This window comes from Streptomyces sp. NPDC053474 (assembly GCF_044544845.1).
GTDB lineage: Bacteria > Actinomycetota > Actinomycetes > Streptomycetales > Streptomycetaceae > Streptomyces.
This window is the reverse complement of sequence record NZ_JBITXV010000016.1, coordinates 67,000-87,032: the sequence shown is the minus strand read 5'-3', so window position 1 is coordinate 87,032 and position 20,033 is coordinate 67,000. Positions and strand designations below refer to the sequence as shown.

At 73.3% G+C, this 20,033-nt stretch carries 17 protein-coding genes; 9 read left to right on the top strand and 8 right to left on the bottom strand.

The features are described 5' to 3' along the window. Positions 1–94: 94 nt before the first annotated feature. Both ACIG3E_RS31960 and ACIG3E_RS31955 read left to right on the top strand, forming a co-directional pair. Entirely contained in the window at positions 95–1,318 is a 1,224-nt protein-coding gene (locus ACIG3E_RS31960) for a CapA family protein (protein ID WP_399623050.1), read from the top strand. A 187-nt stretch (positions 1,319–1,505) separates the two neighbouring features. Continuing rightward, the gene (locus ACIG3E_RS31955; protein WP_399623049.1) at positions 1,506–1,733 is read left to right on the top strand and encodes a hypothetical protein; all 228 of its coding nucleotides are present in this window, start codon (positions 1,506–1,508) and stop codon (positions 1,731–1,733) included. A gap of 6 nt (positions 1,734–1,739) precedes the next feature. Here the strand turns inward: ACIG3E_RS31955 and ACIG3E_RS31950 are convergent, their stop codons facing one another. Both ACIG3E_RS31950 and ACIG3E_RS31945 read right to left on the bottom strand, forming a co-directional pair. Further along, entirely contained in the window at positions 1,740–3,200 is a 1,461-nt protein-coding gene (locus ACIG3E_RS31950) for an amino acid permease (protein ID WP_399623048.1), read from the bottom strand. Between the two features lie 133 nt (positions 3,201–3,333). Beyond that, a complete protein-coding gene (locus ACIG3E_RS31945; RefSeq protein ID WP_172381415.1) occupies positions 3,334–3,807 on the bottom strand; it encodes a universal stress protein in 474 nt (157 codons plus the stop codon). A 121-nt stretch (positions 3,808–3,928) separates the two neighbouring features. Here ACIG3E_RS31945 and lysX point away from each other — a divergent pair, with 121 nt between their 5' ends. Both lysX and ACIG3E_RS31935 read left to right on the top strand, forming a co-directional pair. Then, complete coding sequence (lysX, locus tag ACIG3E_RS31940; RefSeq protein ID WP_399623047.1) at positions 3,929–7,219, top strand: bifunctional lysylphosphatidylglycerol synthetase/lysine--tRNA ligase LysX; 3,291 nt, start codon at positions 3,929–3,931, stop codon at positions 7,217–7,219. Positions 7,220–7,424: 205 nt separating this feature from the next. Beyond that, positions 7,425–8,270, top strand: coding sequence for a polysaccharide deacetylase family protein (locus ACIG3E_RS31935; RefSeq protein ID WP_399623046.1), 846 nt, complete (start codon positions 7,425–7,427; stop codon positions 8,268–8,270). Between the two features lie 30 nt (positions 8,271–8,300). Here ACIG3E_RS31935 and ACIG3E_RS31930 read toward each other — a convergent pair whose 3' ends face one another. Beyond that, positions 8,301–8,891, bottom strand: coding sequence for a class F sortase (locus ACIG3E_RS31930; RefSeq protein WP_399623136.1), 591 nt, complete (start codon positions 8,889–8,891; stop codon positions 8,301–8,303). 449 nt (positions 8,892–9,340) lie between these two features. Here ACIG3E_RS31930 and ACIG3E_RS31925 point away from each other — a divergent pair, with 449 nt between their 5' ends. Then, positions 9,341–9,829, top strand: coding sequence for a hypothetical protein (locus tag ACIG3E_RS31925; RefSeq protein ID WP_399623045.1), 489 nt, complete (start codon positions 9,341–9,343; stop codon positions 9,827–9,829). Between the two features lie 101 nt (positions 9,830–9,930). On the opposite strand, the gene ACIG3E_RS31920 is transcribed toward ACIG3E_RS31925, so the two are convergent. From ACIG3E_RS31920 to ACIG3E_RS31910, 3 genes are all read right to left on the bottom strand, one after another. Beyond that, positions 9,931–10,452, bottom strand: coding sequence for a hypothetical protein (locus ACIG3E_RS31920; RefSeq protein ID WP_399623044.1), 522 nt, complete (start codon positions 10,450–10,452; stop codon positions 9,931–9,933). A 289-nt stretch (positions 10,453–10,741) separates the two neighbouring features. Next, positions 10,742–11,056: a YidB family protein gene (locus tag ACIG3E_RS31915; protein WP_399623043.1), complete on the bottom strand. Its 315-nt coding sequence runs from the start codon at positions 11,054–11,056 to the stop codon at positions 10,742–10,744. A gap of 300 nt (positions 11,057–11,356) precedes the next feature. Then, positions 11,357–12,676 (bottom strand): alpha/beta hydrolase, encoded by a 1,320-nt coding sequence (locus ACIG3E_RS31910; protein WP_399623042.1) that lies wholly within the window; start codon positions 12,674–12,676, stop codon positions 11,357–11,359. Between the two features lie 539 nt (positions 12,677–13,215). On the opposite strand from ACIG3E_RS31910, the gene ACIG3E_RS31905 reads away from it, so the two are divergent. Beyond that, positions 13,216–14,070 (top strand): SAM-dependent methyltransferase, encoded by an 855-nt coding sequence (locus ACIG3E_RS31905; protein ID WP_399623041.1) that lies wholly within the window; start codon positions 13,216–13,218, stop codon positions 14,068–14,070. Between the two features lie 12 nt (positions 14,071–14,082). Here the strand turns inward: ACIG3E_RS31905 and ACIG3E_RS31900 are convergent, their stop codons facing one another. Both ACIG3E_RS31900 and ACIG3E_RS31895 read right to left on the bottom strand, forming a co-directional pair. Beyond that, positions 14,083–14,847, bottom strand: a complete 765-nt coding sequence (locus ACIG3E_RS31900) for a hypothetical protein (protein ID WP_399623040.1) — start codon at positions 14,845–14,847, stop codon at positions 14,083–14,085. A gap of 15 nt (positions 14,848–14,862) precedes the next feature. Continuing rightward, a complete protein-coding gene (locus ACIG3E_RS31895; protein ID WP_399623039.1) occupies positions 14,863–14,991 on the bottom strand; it encodes a hypothetical protein in 129 nt (42 codons plus the stop codon). 818 nt (positions 14,992–15,809) lie between these two features. On the opposite strand from ACIG3E_RS31895, the gene ACIG3E_RS31890 reads away from it, so the two are divergent. The 3 genes from ACIG3E_RS31890 (at position 15,810) to ACIG3E_RS31880 (ending at position 20,028) form a co-directional block, all read left to right on the top strand. Then, positions 15,810–16,772, top strand: coding sequence for an SCO0930 family lipoprotein (locus tag ACIG3E_RS31890; RefSeq protein ID WP_399623038.1), 963 nt, complete (start codon positions 15,810–15,812; stop codon positions 16,770–16,772). A gap of 296 nt (positions 16,773–17,068) precedes the next feature. Continuing rightward, the gene (locus tag ACIG3E_RS31885) at positions 17,069–17,899 is read left to right on the top strand and encodes an SAM-dependent methyltransferase (protein WP_399623037.1); all 831 of its coding nucleotides are present in this window, start codon (positions 17,069–17,071) and stop codon (positions 17,897–17,899) included. Beyond that, positions 17,896–20,028, top strand: a complete 2,133-nt coding sequence (locus ACIG3E_RS31880) for a putative bifunctional diguanylate cyclase/phosphodiesterase (RefSeq protein ID WP_399623036.1) — start codon at positions 17,896–17,898, stop codon at positions 20,026–20,028. The genes ACIG3E_RS31885 and ACIG3E_RS31880 overlap by 4 nt, the downstream gene beginning before the upstream one ends. Positions 20,029–20,033 lie beyond the last annotated feature (5 nt).

Sequence of the window (20,033 nt, the reverse complement as noted above, 5' to 3'; positions counted from 1 at the left end):
AGCGGCATCGGTCCTTGACCGAAGCCTTCCTCCCATCCTGTGTCTGTTTATCTGATTTTCCCTCATATGTTCCTCTCTCAGGGAAGACAGGCCGATGACACAGCGCACCCGGGCCGCCGCCCCGTACTCGCTCTCCTCCCGCCGGGCCCTGGCCCTCCTCACGGCCGCGGTGGCCGCCGTCACCACGGCCTGCGGCGCCTCCGCGGCGCCGGACCACGACGGGCGGCGGGCCTCCCGTCGCCCGCCCGTGCCCGCCCTGTCCGCGGCGGGCGGCAGCACGGGCGGGGCCCGGCCCTTCACGCTCGTCGCCTCCGGCGACGTCCTGCCGCACTCCTCGATCATCCGCAGGGCCCGGGCGGACGCGGGCGGCGATGGCTACGACTTCGCGCCGATGCTCGCGGGCGCCCGGCCCGTCGTCTCCCGCGCTGACCTGGCGATCTGTCACATGGAGACGGTGTACGGCGCGCACGGCGACTACACCGGCTACCCCACCTTCAAGTCCCCGCCCCAGGTGGCCACCGGCCTCAAGGCGACCGGCTACGACGCCTGCTCCACCGCCTCCAACCACACCCTGGACGCCGGGACCCCCGGCATCCACCGCACCCTCGCGGCGCTCGACAAGGCCGGGATCAAACACGCCGGGTCGGGCCGCACCGCCGCCGAGGGCCGCTCGCCCGCCTGGCTGCGCGCGGGCGGCGCGAAGGTCGCCCAGCTGTCCTACACGTACGGCACGAACGACATCCCGCTGCCCAAGGGCAGGCCCTGGTCCGTGAACCTCATCGACCGCGCCCGCATCCTCGCCGACGCGCGCGCCGCCCGGACCGCGGGCGCCGACGTGGTCGTCGTCTCGCTGCACTGGGGCACCGAGTGGCAGGACGCGCCCGACCGCCAGCAACTGCGCCTGAGCCGCGCACTCACAGCGGCGCGCACGGCGGGCCGCCCCGACATCGACCTGATCCTCGGCACCCACGCCCACGTCCCGCAGGCGTACCAGAAGGTCAACGGCACTTGGGTGATCTACGGCATGGGTGACCAGATCGCGGGCGACATGATCAACTATGAGGGCGCCCACGACCCGCGCGGCAACCAGGGCACCATCGGCCGCTTCACCTTCGCCCCGCCCGCCGCGCCCGGCGGCCGCTGGGAGGTGACGAAGGCCGAGTTCGTCCCGCACTGGTTCGACACGGAAGCCGGACGCGTCGTCAACCTCAACGCCGCCCTGGACCGGGGCGCCGACGTACGGGACGTGCGCGACCGCATCCGCCGCGTCGTGCTCAGCCGGGGCGCCGCCGCGGACGGCCTGGTGATGGGGAAGTGAGGGCCGCCCCCTGAGGCCGCAGGGGCGCGGGCCTCGACCACGCGTCCCGCGATTCCGGCCTCGGGGTGGCTTTTCCCCGTCAATCACGGGTAAAGCCACCACCTCGGCGCCCGGTGGTGGCTATCCAGGAAGGGTGGGGGGACGTCCGGCGCCGCGCCGGGGCCACACCTGACGGGAGGCCTGCCGGGTGAGCATGTCGATCAACGTGGCGTTCCTGCTGGCCGTCGTCATCGTGCTGCGCCTGCGCGGCCACGCGCTGACCGGCGGCCGGTCGGGGGACCTGCTGATGGCGGGCGTGGTGCTCCTGTTCGTCGTGCTCCTCGTCCCGACCGACCTCGGACAGTGGGTGATGGACTTCGTGAGCACCGTCGTCGGGGGGCTCGCGGGTGCCGTAGCGGACCTGCTCACCCCCTGACAGCGCTCACGCGGCCGGACCGGACCCCCGCGGCTCGCCCCGCTCGCTCTTCGCGAGCTCCGACTTGCGGTACGAGTACCCGAAGTACACCCCCAGGCCCACCACGAACCACACCGCGAAGCGGACCCAGGTCTGCCACTCCAGGAACGTGATGAGCCAGATCGAGAAGACCACGCCGATCGCGGGCACCACCGGCATCCCCGGGCAGCGGAACGTGCGCGGCAGGTCGGGCTGCTTGTAGCGCAGCACGATCACCGCGACGCACACCACGACGAAGGCCAGCAGGATGCCGATGTTGGTCAGCTCCGCCGCCTCGCCGATCGGCAGGAAACCGGCGATCACGGCCGAGGCGAACCCGACGATCCACGTCACGCGCGTGGGCACGTGCCGCGTCGGGTGCGTCTTGGCGAACCACTTCGGCAGCAGCCCGTCGCGGCTCATCGAGAACCACACGCGCGTGCAGCCCAGCATGAAGGTGAACATCACCGTGAGGATGCCGATGATCGCGCCCACCGCGATCACGTCCGCGAGTCCGCTCAGGCCCACCGCCTTGAACGCCGAGGAGAAGCCGCTCTCGGGGTCGATGTCCTTGTAGTCCTGCATGCCCGTGAGGACCAGGCAGGCCAGGACGTACAGGACCATCGAGATGGCGAGGGAGTACAGGATGGCCTTCGGCATGTGGCGCTGCGCGTCCTTGGACTCCTCGGCGGCCGTGCTCATCGCGTCGTACCCGAAGACCGCGAAGAACACCGTGGCCGCGCCCGTGAACGCGCCGCTGACGCCGAACGGGAAGAACGGCGAGTAGTTGCCGGTCTCGACGTGGAAGAAGCCGACGCCGATGACGAGCAGGACCACCAGCACCTTCAGGACCACGACGATCATCTCGAAGCGCGCCGCGTTCTTGATCCCGAGGGTGAGCATGTACGCGATGAACAGACACAGGACCGCGGCGAACAGGTCGACCTTGTGGCCGTCGCCGGTGCCGGGCGCGCCCAGCATCCAGGTGGGCAGGTCCGCGCCCATCTCGCCCAGCAGGAAGTTGAAGTACCCGGAGATGCCGATCGCGACCACCGCCACGATCGCCGTGTACTCCAGGAGCAGGTCCCAGCCGATGAACCAGCCGGTGATCTCGCCGAGCACCGCGTAGCCGTAGGTGTAGGCCGAGCCCGCCTTGGGGATCAGGCCCGCGAACTCCGCGTAGGAGAACGCCGCGGCGGCGCTGGCGACGCCCGCGATGAGGAACGAGATGAGGACCGCGGGCCCGGCCTTCTCGTTCGCGACGGTACCGGCGAGCGTGAAGATCCCGGCGCCGATGATGCCGCCCACGCCGATCGCCGTGAGCTGCCACAGGCCGAGGGAACGGGTGAGCTGGGTGCCCCCGCCACCCGCCTCGGTGGCTTCGGTGTCCTCGATGTGCTCGATGGGCTTGCGCCGCAGGACGCCCTGCCCCATCCGTAGTCCGGCCATGAGCCTCACCTCTTCGCTGGCGGCGGTCGGCTGCTGGCGGATCATCCTGGCTCAGGCGCACCCGGCGCGGAAGACACCACGCGCCACGTGTCGGCGCGCCCCCTGCGCACGGGCGAGGTTCCCCCGGTCGGCCCTACGGCACCACGGTGACCGGCCAGCGCCCCGCCTTCACCAGGCGCACCGCGACCGAACCGACGATGCGGTGGCCCGCCTGCTCGGACGCGCCGACCACGACGGCGTCGGCCTTGAGCTCGTCGGCGGCCGTGACCAGGCCGTTGTACGGGTCGCCGCGGAAGGTGTGGAACTCCCAGCGCACGTCGAATATGCCCTTCACGCGCTCCGTGGCGTCCCGGATCTCGGCGATCAGGCCCTCGGCGATCTCGTCGGTGGTCTCCGCGACCGGGGCCCCGAGGGCCGCGCCCGCCGCAAGGACCGGCTGGACGTACACCACGGCGAGCAACGCCCGCTGCCGCCGGGCCAGGCCACCGGCATATGCCGCGGCGCGGAGCGAGGAATCCGAGCCGTCGACCCCGACGACGATCACCTTGGGGCCGTCGGTGCCCCGCTCGAACTGCTGGGACGGCTGCTGCGTGGGCTCTTCGGTCACGCTTCCGAGGCTATCGGAGGACCTGGTTCCGGGGAGCGGCGGCCTCTTAGGGCTCCGGCGGCCCCACCGTCCCCGGCCGTTCGACGGGCGGCGCGCCCCGCCCTTTCCTACAGTCGTGACCATGAGTGCCACCGTCCAGGAGCCGGGCCCCGCGGGCGGCACGCGCCCCGGTGGCTTCCGTGTCAGCGGCCTCAACCGCGTGCCCGAGGTGTTCGCGGCCTTCTTCGGCACCCTCGGCCTGTGCTGCGCGGTGCTCGCCGTGATCGCGCCGCTGCGGCGCCTGCTGCGGCCCGTGATCCGCTTCCTCGACCAGCTCACCGTGCCGGTCAGCCCGAACCTCGCCTACGCCGTCTTCCTCTTCCTGCTCGCCGCGGCCACCGCGGCCCGCAAGAAGGTCGCGTGGTGGCTCGTGGTGGTCTACCTGGGCCTCCTCGTCGCCTTCGACGTCCTCGGCTTCGCCCTCGGCTACTGGAGCGAGTCGCTGCCGTCCTTCGTCGTCTGCGGCGTGGCCCTCGTCGTGCTCATCCTGGCGCGCGCCGAGTTCTCCGCCGACTCGCGCCGCGGCGCCCTGTGGCGGGCCATCGCCGTGCTCGCCGCCGGGCTCGGCCTCGCGGTGCTCGTCGGCTGGGGCCTCGTCGAGCTCTTCCCGGGCACGCTGCCGCGCGGCGAGCGGCTGCTGTGGGCGGCCAACCGGGTCTGCGGCGGCCTCCTCCAGGGCCACGACTACTTCGACGGCTCACCGCCGCGCCCGCTGTACTTCCTCCTCGGCCTCTTCGGCGCCCTCGCACTGCTCAACGCCGCCGCCACCCTGTTCCGCTCCCAGCGCATGGAAGCCGCCCTGCACGGCGACGAGGAGCCCCGCATCCGCGCCCTCCTCGGCGTCTACGGAGACCAGGACTCGCTCGGCTACTTCGCCACCCGGCGCGACAAGGCCGTCGTCTTCTCGCCCAGCGGCAAGGCCGCCGTGACCTACCGCGTCGAGGCGGGCGTCTGCCTGGCGAGCGGCGACCCCGTCGGCGACCGCGAGGCCTGGCCGCACGCCATCGGCGCCTGGCTCGACGTGGCCCGGCGCTACGCCTGGGCGCCCGCCGTGATGGGCGCCTCCGAGGACGGCGCGACGGCCTTCGCCCGCGCCGGACTCGGCGCCCTCCAGCTCGGCGACGAGGCCATCCTGCACGTGGCGGACTTCGACCTGGACGGCCGCGACATGCGCGTCACGCGCCAGGCCGTGAACCGGGTCCGGCGCACCGGAGCCACCGCCCGCGTCCGCCGCCACGCCACCCTCAGCGACGAGGAGATGGAGGCGATCATCGACAGGGCGGACGCCTGGCGGGACACCGAGACCGAGCGCGGCTTCTCCATGGCCCTCGACCGGCTCGGCGACCCCGAGGACGGCGACTGCCTCCTCGTCGAGGCCCTCGACCCCGACGGCAAACTCCTCGCCCTGCTGTCCTTCGTGCCCTGGGGCAGGGACGGCATCTCGCTCGACCTGATGCGCCGCGACCGCAGCGCGCCCAACGGCGTCATGGAGTTCATGGTCGCCGAGCTGTGCGCCGTGGCGCCGAAGCTCGGCGTGCGGCGGATCTCGCTCAACTTCGCGGTGTTCCGGTCCGTCTTCGAGGAGGGCGCCCGCATCGGCGCGGGCCCCGTCCTGCGCCTGTGGCGCAAGCTGCTGCTCTTCTTCTCCAAGTGGTGGCAGCTGGAGGCCCTCTACCGCTCCAACGCCAAGTACCACCCCGAGTGGTACCCGCGCTTCCTCTGCTACGGCGACGCGGGCTCCCTCGCCCGCATCGGCCTGGCCTCCGGCATCGCCGAGGGCTTCGTCTCCGTGCCCTCGCTGCGCCAGCTGTGGGGCAAGGGCCACCAGACCCGGGGCGTCACCAAGCCCGCCACCACCGAGGGCCTGCCGTCCATCGCCGCGCTCGGCCTCGGCGGCGGCGCCGACGCCGGGCTCGACCCCGTCGAGGCGCTGCCCGAGCAGATCCGCATCCGCCACCGGGCCCTGGAGCGGCTGCGCGCCGAAGGCGTCGACCCCTACCCGGTGGGCATCGCGCGGCGCACCCACGAACTGGCCGCGATCCGCCCGGACACGGCGGGCGAGGAGGTCACCGTCGCGGGCCGCGTCATGCTGGTGCGCGACTTCGGCGGCGTCGTCTTCGCCGTCCTGCGCGACTGGTCGGGCGACCTCCAGCTCGCCCTCACCCGCGACCGCTCGGGCCCCGGCGTCCTGGACGCCTTCACGCGCCGCACCGACATCGGCGACCACGTCACCGCCACCGGCGAGGTCGGCCGCAGCGACCGGGGCGAGCTGACCGTCTTCGTCACCTCCTGGCAGCTCACCGGCAAGTGCCTGCGCCCCCTTCCCGACAAGCGCCGCGGCCTCGCCGACCCCGAGGCCAAGGTGCGCCGCCGCTATCTCGACCTGGTCGCGAGCCCCGCCGCCCGCGACGTCGTACGGGCCCGCTCCACCGCCGTCCAGGCGCTGCGCCAGGGCCTGCTCGACCGCGGCTACCTGGAGGTCGAGACGCCGATGCTCCAGCAGATCCACGGCGGCGCCAACGCCCGGCCCTTCACCACCCACATCAACGCCTACGACCTCGACCTGTATCTGCGCATCGCCCCCGAGCTGTACCTCAAGCGGCTGTGCGTCGGCGGCCTGGAGAAGGTCTTCGAGATGGGCCGCACCTTCCGCAACGAAGGCGTCTCGTACAAGCACAACCCCGAGTTCACGATGCTGGAGGCCTACCAGGCCTTCGCCGACTACGACGTGATGCTCGACCTCACCCGCGAGCTCATCCAGGGCGCGGCCACCGCCGCCTTCGGCACGCCCGTCGCCCGCAAGGACGGCCGGGAGTACGACATCTCCGGTCCCTGGCCCGTCAAGACCGTGTACGGCGCCCTGTCCGAGGCCCTGGGCGAGGAGGTCGACGCCGACACGCCGCTGGCGGGCCTGCACCGCCTGTGCGACCGCGCCCACGTGCCCTACACCGCCGACGACGGGCGCGGCGACGTGGTCCTGGAGATGTACGAGCGGCTCGTCGAGGAGCGGACCGAGCTGCCCACCTTCTACAAGGACTTCCCGACCGAGGTCTCCCCGCTGACCCGCCAGCACCGCGCGGACCCGCGCCTGGCCGAGCGCTGGGACCTCGTCGCCTTCGGTACCGAACTGGGCACCGCCTACTCGGAGTTGACCGACCCCGTCGAGCAGCGCCGCCGCCTCACCGCGCAGTCCCTGCTGGCCGCCGGGGGAGACCCGGAGGCGATGGAGCTGGACGAGGACTTCCTCGACGCCCTGGAGTACGCGATGCCGCCCACCGGCGGCCTCGGCATCGGCGTCGACCGGCTCGTCATGTTCCTCACCGGCCTGACCATCCGCGAGACGCTGCCGTTCCCGCTGGTCCGCCGCCGGTGACGCTGCGCTGGCCTTGGCGTGTGGGGCGTCGTTCGTCTGGCGGTGCGTTGTGGCTGGTCGCGTCCACGCGGCGGAGCCGCACATTGACTCAGCCCCGCGCCCCTTCGGGGCGCTGCCCCTGGCCGAGGGGGCTGATCGGGTGCTTTCGGGCGCCGCGTCAGTGTTGCTGAGGCCCTTGGGTCTTCGGCCATGCGAGGCATTAGTCATGAAAGACGATCAGCTGCCTCCGGGGCGTCGCGCGCTGCTGCGCGGCGCCGCCGTCCTCGGCCTCGCCGCCGCCACCGGCTGCTCCGCCGACCGGCGCGCACCCGCCCCGGGGCGGACCGCCGCCTCCGGCGCCCCCGCCGCGGGACCGCAGGCCTCGCGCGTCCGCAAGCCCTCCGCGTACCGGCTGCGGCCCATGACCGGACACGGGCCGCAGCGCGCCGCGCCCGCCCGCCCCGCCGTGCGCCGCGCGCCCATCCTGCGGCTGCCGGACCGGTCGCGCGCGATGGTCCTGACCTTCGACGACGGGCCCGACCCGCGCTACACCCCGGCCATCCTGCGCACCCTGCGGCGGTACGGCGTCCGCGCGATGTTCTTCGTGTGCGGCGAGATGGCCGCGGACCACCCGGACCTGCTGCGCGAGATGGCCGACGACGGCCATGCGATCGGCAACCACACCTGGAGCCACCCGCTGCTGCCCCGCCTTGCGCGCTCCGCGATCCGCGACCAGATGGAGCGCACCTGCGCGGTCGTCGACGACACCGTCGGCACCCCGCCGCTGTGGTTCCGCGCCCCCTACGGCGCCTGGAACCGGTCGGCCTTCGAGCTGGGCGCCGAGCTCGGCATGGAGCCGCTCGCCTGGACCGTCGACACCCTCGACTGGCGCACGCCCGGCACCGGCACCATCGTGCGGCGCGTCCTGGACGGGGCGGGCCCCGGCGTCGTCGTCCTCTCCCACGACGCGGGCGGCGACCGCACGCAGAGCGTCGACGCCCTGACCAGCTACCTGCCAGAGCTGCTCGACGCCGGATACCACCTCACGGTGCCGAGCCGCTACCGGCTCTAGCGGCCGGGCCCGACGGTATCTGACGGTGCATCAGCGCACGGCGACCAGGCGGGCGAACACCACCACGTTCCCGTCGTAGCCGCTCTGCTTCGAGAAGCCGCCGCCGCAGGTGATGACGCGCAGCTCGGGCGCGCCCGTGTCGCCGTACACGCGCCCGCCGGGGAAGTCGTTCTTGGCGAACACCTCGATGCCGTAGATCTCGAAGACGGCCGTGCGCCGGTCCTGGCGCAGGACCTCGACGCGGTGGCCCTTCTTGAGCGAGCCGAGGCCGTAGAAGACCGCGGGCCCCTGCTGGTTGTCCACGTGCCCGACCAGGACCGACGTGCCCTTCTCGCCCGGCGACACCGCGCCGGTGAACCAGCCCGCGAGATTCGGGTCGTCCGGCGGCGGCGCGTCCACCCAGCCCTCCGCGTCCAGGCCGACCGCCATCACGGGCGCGTCCACGCGGATCGCCTTGATGCGCACGCGGTCGGCGGCCGAGAACGTCAGGGGCGCGGGGGCGCCGGGCTTGGCGGGCGCGCGGTCCGCCGCCGCGGCCGACGCGGGCTGCGGCGGGCCCACGTCGAACTCGCCGGAGCCGTTGCGGATCAGCGCGAGCCCGGTCAGCAGCACCAGCGCCATCGCGCCCCACGGCGCGCGCTTGCGCGGCCGCTCCTCCTCGCACTCCTCGTACTCCTCGAACGCGGAGGCGTCGGAAGGCCGCTTCGCGGGCTCGAACGGCTGGGACGAAGACATTCCCTATCCCCTCTCGACACGGCGTTCGCAGCCGTGTCCGTGGCGCGTACGAAAACGCTAAGTGCAGCGCGCGCGGCGTGCGAAAGGGCGGGCGCGAACGGGTGGCGGGCCACGGCGGTCTGCGCCATCCGAGTCGCCGCCCGCAGGTTTTTTCTGACGGTCCGTGACCTGCGGTGATGACCACGCCCGCGGACGCCCCCCGGCGTGTCCCCTCACCAGGACGGACGATCCCCGAAATGCGGCTGTACGCACGCCGTCTGAGGGTCTGTCTGAGGGCGCTCTCGCCGAACGACCGGGGAATGGTTTCCCCGGGGTGCCTCTCGCGGAGGAATTCCATGCGTAACTCTCGAGCCCTGGCGGCCGTCGTCGCCGCAGGTGCCGTCGTCGGCCTCGCCGCGCCGACGGCGGCCGCCTGGGCGGGCCCCAGCAACATCGTCGCCATGCCCAGCGTGATCGCGCGGGGCGGTCAGCTCACGGTCACCGTCGACGGCTGCGACCACCCCGGCAGCGTCGAGTCGCCCGCCTTCCCGAAGACGGACCTCAAGCAGGTCCCGGGCGGCACCACCTCCAGCGCGACCGTCACCGTGCACCACCACGCCGAGCCCGGCGCCTACGACATCACCGCGCTCTGCCACGGCAAGCAGCCGCTCACCCGCCCGCACGCCTTCACCGTCATCCACGGCGCCGCCCGCGGCGGCCTCGGCGGCAGCTCGACGTCCGGGGCGACGAGCACCGACATCGCGATCGGCGGGGCCCTGGTGGCCGCCGCGGTGGTCGGCGGCGGCGTGTTCTGGATGCGGCGCCGGGCCGAGAACAGGGCGTGACCAGACACGACCGGCCCGGCGCGTCCCCTTCCGCGCCGGGCCGGTCGGCCGTGCGTGCCCGCCCCGGCCCCGGAGCTCCGGGGCCGGTGTGACCCGAGGGGTCAGGAGTGATCGGCGTCCGTACGGCGGCGCGTCCAGTAGTACGCCGTGCCGAGCACGCCCGCGATCAACGCGCCGCCCAGGGCCAGCTGGCCCCCGTCGAACCCGCCGACGCTCCCGCCGACGCCCGCGCGGACGCCCCTGCTGTGGTGCGTGCCGGGGCTGGAGTGGCCGCCGCCGGTGGCGATGGTGAGGTCGGTCCTGCCCGACTCCTGGCCGCAGGTGAACGTCACCTCGTACATGGCGCCGGGCTTGGCGTCCCAGAAGACGTGCGCGGTGGCCGACGACTGGCCCTTGGGGATGGTGACGTCGTCGAACACGCCGGAGATCACCTTGGTGGTGGTGTCGCAGCCGTCGACGGTCAGCGTGACCTGCCCGCCCGCGGCGATCGTGGAGGGCGTGACGCGGAAGCCGAACGAGGTGATGTTCTCGTCGCCCGCGACGGCCGCGCCCGCCGCGGGGGCGGCGAGGGCCAGGGCGGCGGTGGTGAACAGGGCGGCCGAGGCGACGCGTATCGCGCGCATGGCGAATCCTCCGGGTCCCCGAGGAGCGGCCGCGGACCTTCTTCCGCCGGCGCCTGATGCGCACCTCGATGCGTCGAACGCTAGGCAGGCCGGGGACGCGCCGCGATCGCTGTCGTGCGAACGGGGCATGCCTGTGGGCCGGACAGGGGAACGGGCGCGTGTCGCGCTGTGCCCAGGCAGCGGAAACCGCCCGGCGCCGGGCCCTCGTGAGGGAGCCTCGGACACCGGGCGGCAGGTCGTTCAGCGGACCGGAATCAGCGGAACAGGAGCATCAGCGGGGCGGCGCGCCCTACTGGGTGACGACCTGGCCCTCCGGGCTCAGCGCGTCGAAGGTGACCGGGAGCGCGGCCGCGGCCTTCTCGGCGACCTCGTCCGTGCTGAGCCCCTGGATGGCGGCTATGCGGGCGATGCTGTCGCCGAGGGCCTTGGTCAGCTCGTCGGCGGTGAGGGGCTGGTTCTCACCCGTGCTGATCCACGAGTCGACCTTGTCGCCGAGGCCGGCCGCGCGCAGCTCCTCCACCGCCGGGGCGATGTGGCCGCCGTCGAAGAGGGTGGTGATGAGGAACAGCTCCAGGGGGGTGGCGGGGGCGTCGATGGCAGCCATGTCTGTCTCCTTGCAAGAAGCGATAACTGAATCGGTGGTGCTGAGGCGCGGCGGCGGATTCACCGCCTCCGCGTTGCCCTCGTGGGACCAGACGTGGCGTGGGTGTTCGAGGGTTGCCCGGCGAAGTGAAGGCATGCCGAACGCGCCACGGACCAGGGTGATTTGACCCACCGGGCACCGCTTTTCCAGCACGTTTTGCGTCAGCCGGGAATCCGGGCGTGAAGCCGGGCGGGCGCGCGGGACTCACGCCGGAGCGCAGGCGGGCGCGCGGGACTCAGGCCGGAGCGCACGCGGGCGCGGTCACGGCGTCAGGCCCGTCCGGGACGCGAGCCAGCCCAGGTGCTCCCTCAGCCCCGGGCGCCACACCTGCCAGCTGTGGCCGCCGGGCAGCTCGACCAGTTCGGCCTTCATGCCCGCCTTCTTCGCGGCCGCGTACGCCTTGAGCGCCTGCGGCCGGTACGTGGAGTCGTCCTTCCCGGCGACGAACACGGCCGAGGTGTCCGCGAAGCGCTCGCGCGCGAGCACGTCCAGCGGGTTGACCTTCTCGAAGGCGGCCTCGTCACCGCCGAAGGCCGCCTCGACGGTCTTCTCGCGGCTGCCGAGCGTCGGCTCGTCCTGCCCGGAGATGTCGACGAAGGAGCCGAAGCGGCCGGGCGCGTTCACCGCCAGCTGGAGCGAGCAGGTCCCGCCGTTGGACAGGCCGGACACCGCCCAGTGGGCGCGGCCGGAGGCGACCTGGAGGTGGTCGGCCGCCCAGCGCGGCACGTCCTCGGCGAGATAGGTCTGGACGTCGCCGAGGCGGGAGTTCATGCACAGCGGGTTGTCGAACGAGCCGCCGAGCGGGTCCACGACGAGCACGACGGGCGCGAGACCCGCGTGCGCGGCGGCGAAGTCGTCCATCATGTCCGGCAGTTGGCCCGACGTGATCCAGTCCTCCGGCGCGCCGGGCTGCCCCGCCATCAGGACGAGCACGGGCAGCGGCGGCCGCGGCGACGCCTGGTAGGCGGGCGGCAGGTAGACGTACGCGTCCCGGGCGGCGAAGCGCGACCGCTTCCCCGGGACGGGGGTCTTCGACACCGTGCCCTTGGCGGGCAGCCCGGCGGGGGCCCGCCAGACCTCGGACACCGCCGTGCCCGGCGGCACCTCCACGAGCGGCTCCCTGCCGCCCGCGGCCTGTCGGAAGCCGACGGTGTCCTGCGGGCCGAGCAGGCTGCGCGGGGTCGGGTAGGTGTCGTAGTGGATGTTGACCTCACAGAGGACGAACAGCACCACGAACACCCCGGCGACAAGCGCCCCGGCCCGGCCGCGCAGGCGCAGCGTCGGCATCCGGAAGAGGGCGAGGCACACGCCGAGGAGCGCCACGCCGATCCACACCACCACGTCGGTCGGCAGCGCGTCGGGGAACGGCTGCCACCAGTCGTCCACCACCACCGGCACCAGGAACGCGAGCAGCGCGGCGAGGACGAGCGCGGCGGGCAGCAGCCGCGTCCACCACCGGCGCTCCCGCGACCACAGCAGCACCGCGAGCCCCAGCGCGCCGAGCACCCGCAGCAGGACCGGCACGGTTCCGGCCACCAGCGACCAGTCCAGCGGCCCCGCGGCCGTCACCACCCGCTCCACACGCGCTCGCTTCCTGCCACCGCCCCGGTCCAGGGCCCGCCTCCCCCCAGGGTGCGCTGGTCAAGGCCCGGTCGCAGCGCGGGAGTGGCGGGGGCGTGAGGGGGAGCGCGGGCCAGGGCGCGCGGCGGGCGCGCGGGCGGTACGCGCCCGGGGGTGCCGCCCGGGTCACACGCCGTGTGCTCGCCGCACCCGAACTGGCGCCGCGCACACACTCCCCGGACGGCCCCATGAGGGGGTTTCATGACGCATATGCCGCACGGATGGGGCACGACGGGGGACGGCGGGGGCATCCGTGCGGCGGGGCCACCGGTACTTCCCTGCGACGCGCCGGTGGCCCGCCGGGCGGCCGGGCAGGACCGGCGTTCACGCCTCCCGAACGGACGGTCCCGGCCCGGCGCGCCCACCCCCGCGACGGCCGCCCCGAGGGACGTTCGGCATGGCTGATTCGCCCTCGTTGATCTTCGGTGCGAAGACGCCGAGGCTTGGCCGCGGGGCCCGCGAAGGGGCCCGGGGCCGACCGGCGAGAGGTGGCAAGCGCTATGGGCAGTGACGTGACCGCATCGGGCACGGGCGAGGACGCGACGCGCCGTTACTACGAGACCAGGGACGTCGACGCGTTCTACGACATCGTGTGGGGCGGCGAGGACATCCACACGGGCATCTACGCCCACGAGCGGGAGCCCATCGCGGACGCCTCCCGGCGTACCGTCCAGGAGCTAGCGGACCGGCTCCAGGGCACCCTAGGCCCGGAGCGGACCGTCCTGGACCTCGGTTCCGGCTACGGCGGGACCGCCCGCTACCTGGCCGACCGCTTCGGCTGCCGGGTCGTCGCGCTCAACCTCAGCGAGGCCCAGAACGAGCGGCACCGCGCGGCCAACGCCGCGCGCGGCCTCGGCGACCTCATCGAGGTCGTCACCGGCTCCTTCCACGACGTGCCCTACGCGGACGGCCACTTCGACGCCGTGTGCTCCCTGGAGGCCTTCTGCCACAGCGGCGACCGGAACCGCGTCCTGAGCGAGGCGGTCCGGGTGCTCACCCCCGGCGGGGCCCTGGCCTTCACCGACCTGATGGCCGACGAGGAGACGCCCGCCGAGGCGCTGCACACGGCCGTGTCCCGCCTCGGCGTGGACGCGCTCGCCACCCCCACCTTCTATCTGCGCCTCCTGGGCGAACTCGGCCTGGGCTCGGTCGACTTCGCCGACCACAGCGACCAGGTGGAGCGCCACTACGTCCGCCTCACCGACGAGACGCGCGCCAAGGAGGCCGACCTGCGCGCCGTCATCAGCCCCGGCTACGTCGACGGGCTGCTCGCCAACCTGCCGCTGTGGGTGGACGCGGCCGCTGCCCGGCGCCTGCGCTGGGGCGTCTTCAGCGGCCGCCGCCCTGGGATGTAGGGCCGGGGGCGGTCAGCCGCCGATCCCCGGGAAGAGCGCCGTGAAGGGCTCCGCCGTGGCCGCGATGCCGCGGCTGTAGGGGGCGTCGAAGTCCCAGATCAGGAAGAGCAGGAAGGCGATCAGGGCGGAGAAGAGACCGGCGAGGATCAGTTCGCGGCCCGTGCGGCGGATCTGGAAGGCGAAGATGAGTCCGACGGTCACGAGCCCGCCGGTGATCAGGCCGAACCAGACGACCCCGGGCATGGTGGCCTCGGCGCTGTCGCCGCGGGCGCCGCGCGCGTCGTCGGCGAGGGCGACCTGGTCGACGAGGGGCTGGTAGGCCTGCGCCTCGAAGTCGGACTTGGGTTCGTAGTCGGTGACGTCGTGGCGGAGCGTGGCGAGCAGGGCGGTGCCGCGCGGGCTGAGTTCACCGTGGTCGGCCATCTGGTCCCACTCCTTGGTCACCACATGGCCGACATACGCCCTGACGTCGCCGCGGATGCGGTCGCGGACCTCGGCGGGGTAGACGCGGACCCGCTCGTGCACCTCGTGCAGCGCCTGGGCCTCGTTGCGGACGTGGTCCTGGGCGGCGCTGCGGGCCTCCCAGACGCCCGCGATGGCCAGGCCGAGGACGATCGCGTAGACCACGCCGATCATCATCGTCATGTACTCCATGACGTCCGGAGTCTCCGATACGTCAGTGTCCGCGGAGTTTCGCCAGTGTCGCAGCATGACGACGAGGAGCACGACGGCGCACGCGGCAGCCATCGCGAGGGTGAGAACAAGCCATTCCGACAAGGAGTCCTCCGGCGGTCAGCGCGGCCGCAGCGCGGCGACGGCGAGCACCGCGGGTGCGGTGATGAGCAGGGTGAGTTGGACGAGGGTGGCCCCGTCGCGCGGCGGGCTCTTGCGCGGGGGCGCGTGGTACGCGGGGTAGTGCACGGGCTTCGGCGCGCGCGGAGAGTGCCGGGGTGAGGGCGTCGGCCGGGGCGCGGGGGGCTTGGGCGGTGGCGGCGGCTCGACCGACGGCGCGGGCGGCGCCGGGGCGATCCGCGGCGTGGGCGGCGGGGGAGGCGGCGGCACGGGCCTCGGCGGCGGCACCGGCCGCGGTGGCGCGGGCGGGGTCGGCTTCGGAGGCGTGGGTTTCGGGGGTGTCGGCTTGGGGGGAGTGGGCTTCGGCGGCGTAGGAGTGGGCGTGGGCTTGGGGGGCGTGGGCGTGGGTTTCGGCGGGGTGGGTGTGGGTTTCGGAGGGGTGGGAGTGGGCTTCGGCGGCGTCGGCTTGGGTGGCTTCGTGGGCGGCGGCGGGCACTTCCCGCTGCCCGCGTACGCTGTGGCCGTTCCGCCCGGGCCGGTCGAGGCGTACGCGCAGGCGTCGGCCACGACGACGGCCGAGCCCGCCGGGAGGCCCACGAACAGGGCCAGCGCGAGCAGCGCGAACACACGTGTGACGGGAGCGAGGAAGCCCCTGGAAGATCCGGGCACGACGCAGATGATGAGGGGCGTGCGCCCGGCTCGCGCACCATTGTTGGGATGAATCAGCTGAAGGAGGGAGCGGCCGTACGCGAGTTCCCGCCGGGGTGTCGCCCGGGAGCGCCGCCCCGCGCGCCGTGCGCGTCCCGCGGCCACCGGCCGTGTCACCGGCCCCGCGAAGAATCTTGAACCCGTCTTGAACACTCTCCCCCGCCCCACTCGTACCTAGGGCCATGTGTGACGCGAGCGGCCGTCGCACCACCCGAGCGGACACTGGGAGTGAGTGAGAGATGAAGACCTGGCGGAGCGCCTCGCTCGTAGCGACAGCTGCGGCCGTGCTGGCGCTGACGACGGCGTGCGGTCAGGACCAGGGGGAGCAGTCCCCTAAGGGCCAGAACGTGGGCAACGAGGCACCCGCGGGCGACGGCTACGGCTCGGACGACGGCTACGGCTCGGACTCCGGCAGCGCCGCGGGCGCCAAGGGCGGGGCGAAGGCCGCCGGGCAGCTGGCCGTCCGGGACAGCAAGGAGCTCGGCAAGGTCGTCACGGACAGCGCGGGCTTCACGCTGTACCGCTTCGACAAGGACTCCGCCGAGCCGCCCGAGTCGAACTGCTCCGGCGCCTGCGCGAAGGCCTGGCCCGTGGTGCCCGCGAAGGGCGCGAAGGCCGCGCCCGGCGTCGACGCGGCGCTGATCGGCGAGGTCACCCGGTCCGACGGCGGCAAACAGCTGACCATCGACGGCTGGCCGATGTACCGGTTCGCCAAGGACGCCAAGCCCGGCGACATCAAGGGGCAGGGCGTGGGCGGCACCTGGTTCGCGGCGGCTCCCGACGGCAAGAAGGCCAAGGCGGCCCCCGGCGGCGGGGCGGGCGCCGCGCGGCCCGCCGACCCGGCCGGGCTCTCCACCCGCGACGACCCCGAGCTCGGCGAGATCGTCGTCGACAAGAACGGCATGACGGTCTACCGCTTCACCAAGGACTCCGCCTGGCCCATGAAGTCCGCCTGCACTGGCGCCTGCCTCAAGAAGTGGCCGGTGGTGGAGCCCGTGGCCAAGAACGACACCAAGGGCGTCGTGAAGAAGGGGTTCGTCACCTTCAACCGCCCCGACGGGCTCAAGCAGCAGACGCTCGACTGCTGGCCGCTGTACACCTTCGCCGGGGACGCCAAGCCCGGCGACACCAACGGCCAGGGCGTGGGCGGCACGTGGTTCGCCGCGGCCCCCGACGGCAAGGCGGTGCGCGCCGCCCGGTAGGCCCCTGCCGCCGCCGCGTGGCGCCCAGGGCCGTCCGGCGCCCCACCCCCGTAGCCCGGACAGCCCGGACGCGCCCGGCCGACCGGCCCGTTCCTTCCGTACCGTGACGGAGGGAATGGGCCGGTTCTTCGGCGTTTCTCAGGATGCGTACGGCATGTGCCACCGGCAGTGACCCTGGCAGTGACCGAGAACGGACGGCCAATTTCCGGTTTGACTCGCTCCCTTGGCTGGCGATCAGTAGCCTCACCTTCGAACACTGGCTCGCCTCAGCCTGATGCCTATGCCTTGGAGTGTTGATGGAGCGTCCCGCCTGGGCCCCGCCCGGCATCGACATCGCGATGCCGAGCGCGGCCCGGATCAACGACTGCTACCTGGGGGGCTCGTACAACTTCGAGGCGGACCGGGACGCCGCCCGCCGGGCCATGGAGTTCCTGCCCGGGTTCCCCAAGATCGCTCAGGCGAATCGTGCCTTCACCCGCCGCGTGGTGCGCTTCGCCGCCGCGGCGGGCATCGACCAGTTCCTCGACATCGGCTGCGGCATCCCCACCTTCGGCGCGGTCCACGAGACGGCCCGGGCCGCGGCCCCGGGGGCGCGCGTGGTGTACGTGGACCACGACCCGGTCGCCGTCGCGCACGCCCGGGCGGTCGTGGGCGGCGAGCCCCGGGTCGACGCGGTCTTCGCCGATCTGCGCAAACCCCGTGACATCCTGGGCAGTTGCGAGGTCAGAGCACTGATCGACTTGGACAGGCCGACTGCGCTTCTCCTGGCGGCCATACTCCACTTCGTCGAGGACGCGTACGATCCCTACGCGGCGGTCGGAGAACTGCGGGACGCGACGGCGTCCGGCAGCCTGCTCGCCGTCACGCACATCTCGTACGAAGGGATACCGGTTCCGCAGGAGCAGGCCGCCGGCGCCGTCGGCGTGTACAAGGACATCCGCAATCCATTGATCATGCGATCGCGTGCCGAGATCGCGCGGTTCTTCGAGGGATACGACATGGTGGAACCCGGCCTCGTGCCGATGCCGCAGTGGCGGGCCGACACGGAACTCGACGCGTACGACGAGTGCGAGGCCGAGGACCCCTGGGCCTTCTCCGGGTTCGCCGGCGTGGGGCGCAAGCGTTGAGCGCGGAGCCGGACGGGCCGGAGGACAGACTGCGCAGATTCGCCACGATCTGGAGTCGCGCGCTCTTCCCGGTGACCGCCACCTCGCTGACCCGGCCCGAGTTCGAGCAGCAACTGCGGCCGCTCGCCCGGTGGTTGCGCGACGCCCTGGAGGAGCGGCCGTTTCGCGCCGCCACCGGTGAGGCGGTGGGCGCGGCCCTGGTCGAGGCGCACTGCACCGAGCCCGAGGCGCTCAGCCGCACGCTGAACGTGGTGGACGCCTATCTGGTCCTGTACTGCGGCGCCGAGGGCGAGCGCGAGGAGCTGCGGGCCCGCTGCGCCCGCATCCAGCACGCCGTCGCCGCGGGCTTCGCGCGGGCCCTGCGCGCCCGCACCCTCGCCGAGCAGGAGGCCATATCCCGGGCGGCGCTCGACGCGCGGGGCACCGTCGCCGAGGCCCTGCACGCGAGCGAGGCCCGCTTCCGCGCGGTGTTCCACGGCGCCGCGGTCGGCATCGGCATCGCCGACCTCGAAGGCACCGTCCTGGAGGTCAACGACGCCCTCGTGCGGATGTTCGGCGGCCTGGAGCACCAGCTGCGCGGGCGCAACGTCGGCAGCTGGACGCACCCCGACGACTCCCCGCACGTGTGGAAGCTGTACGAGGAGCTGGTGCGCGGCGAGCGCGAGCACTACCGCGTGGAGAAGGCCTTCTACCGCCCCGACGGCACCGTCCTGTGGACCAATCTGACGGTCTCTCTGCTGCGCGACGCCGACGGCGTGCCGCAGTACCAGCTGGCGCTCGTCGAGGACACCACCGAGCGCCGCCTGCTGAATCTGCGCCTGCGCTACGAGGCGACGCACGACGCGCTCACCGGACTGCCCAACCGCACGCTGTTCTTCGAACGCCTGGAGAAGGCGCTCGCGGCCGGCGGGCGCGCCCGCTTCGGGCTCTGCTACCTGGACCTCGACGGCTTCAAGACGGTGAACGACAGCCTGGGGCACGCGGCGGGCGACCGGCTGCTCGTCGAGGTCGCCGACCGCCTCCAGGCCTGCGCGACCGCGCCCGGCGAGATGGTGGCCCGCCTCGGCGGCGACGAGTTCGTGGCGCTGACCACGGGCCCCGACACGGAGCGGGAGGTCGACGAGCTGGCCGGGCGCATCATGAACGCGCTCGCGACGCCGATCAGTATCGACGGCCGTGAGCTGACCGTGCGCGGCTCGATCGGCATCGTCGAGGGCCCGGCCGCCGAGCGCGGCGCGGCCGAGGTGCTGCGCAGCGCCGACATCACGATGTACCGCGCGAAGCACGCGGGCGGCAACCGCTACGAGCTGGCCGACCCCGAGGCCGACGCCCGCGCCATCACCCGGCACGGCCTGACGACGGCGCTGCCGGTGGCCCTGGAGCGCGGCGAGTTCTTCATCGAGTACCAGCCCCTCGTGCACCTGGAGGACGGCAGCGTGCGCGGCGCCGAGGCGCTGGTGCGCTGGCTGCACCCGCAGCACGGCGTCATCGGCCCGGACCGCTTCATTCCGCTCGCCGAGCACACCGGGCTCATCGTGCCGCTCGGCCGCTGGGTCCTGGAGGAGTCCGTGCGCCAGGCGCGCACCTGGGAGGCCCGGCACGAGAACTCGGGCCCGCTGCGCGTGAACGTGAACCTCTCGCCGTGCCAGCTCACCCACCCCGGCCTCGTCTCCGACACCGTGGAGATCCTGGAGCGGACCGGGCTCGCGCCGGGCGCGCTGTGCCTGGAGGTCACCGAGTCCGCGCTGATCGGCGCCGACGAGGACCTGCTCAAGCCGCTGCGGCGGCTCGCCGAGATGGGCGTCGACATCGCGCTCGACGACTTCGGCACGGGGTACTCGAACCTGGCGAACCTGCGGCGCCTGCCGGTCAGCGTCCTCAAGCTCGACCGGGCCTTCACCCAGGGCATGCAGCACTACCCCGTCGACCCGGTCGACCTGAAGATCGTCGAGGGCATCGTGTCGCTCGCGCACAGCCTGGACCTGGCCGTGACGGTCGAGGGCGTCGAGACGGGGGCGCAGGCCGACCAGCTCCGGGAGCTGGGGTGCGACACCGCCCAGGGCTGGTACTACGCCCGGCCCGGCCCGCCGGACCAGCTGCACGAGCTGGCGCTCGCGGACGTGCCCTGACGGGG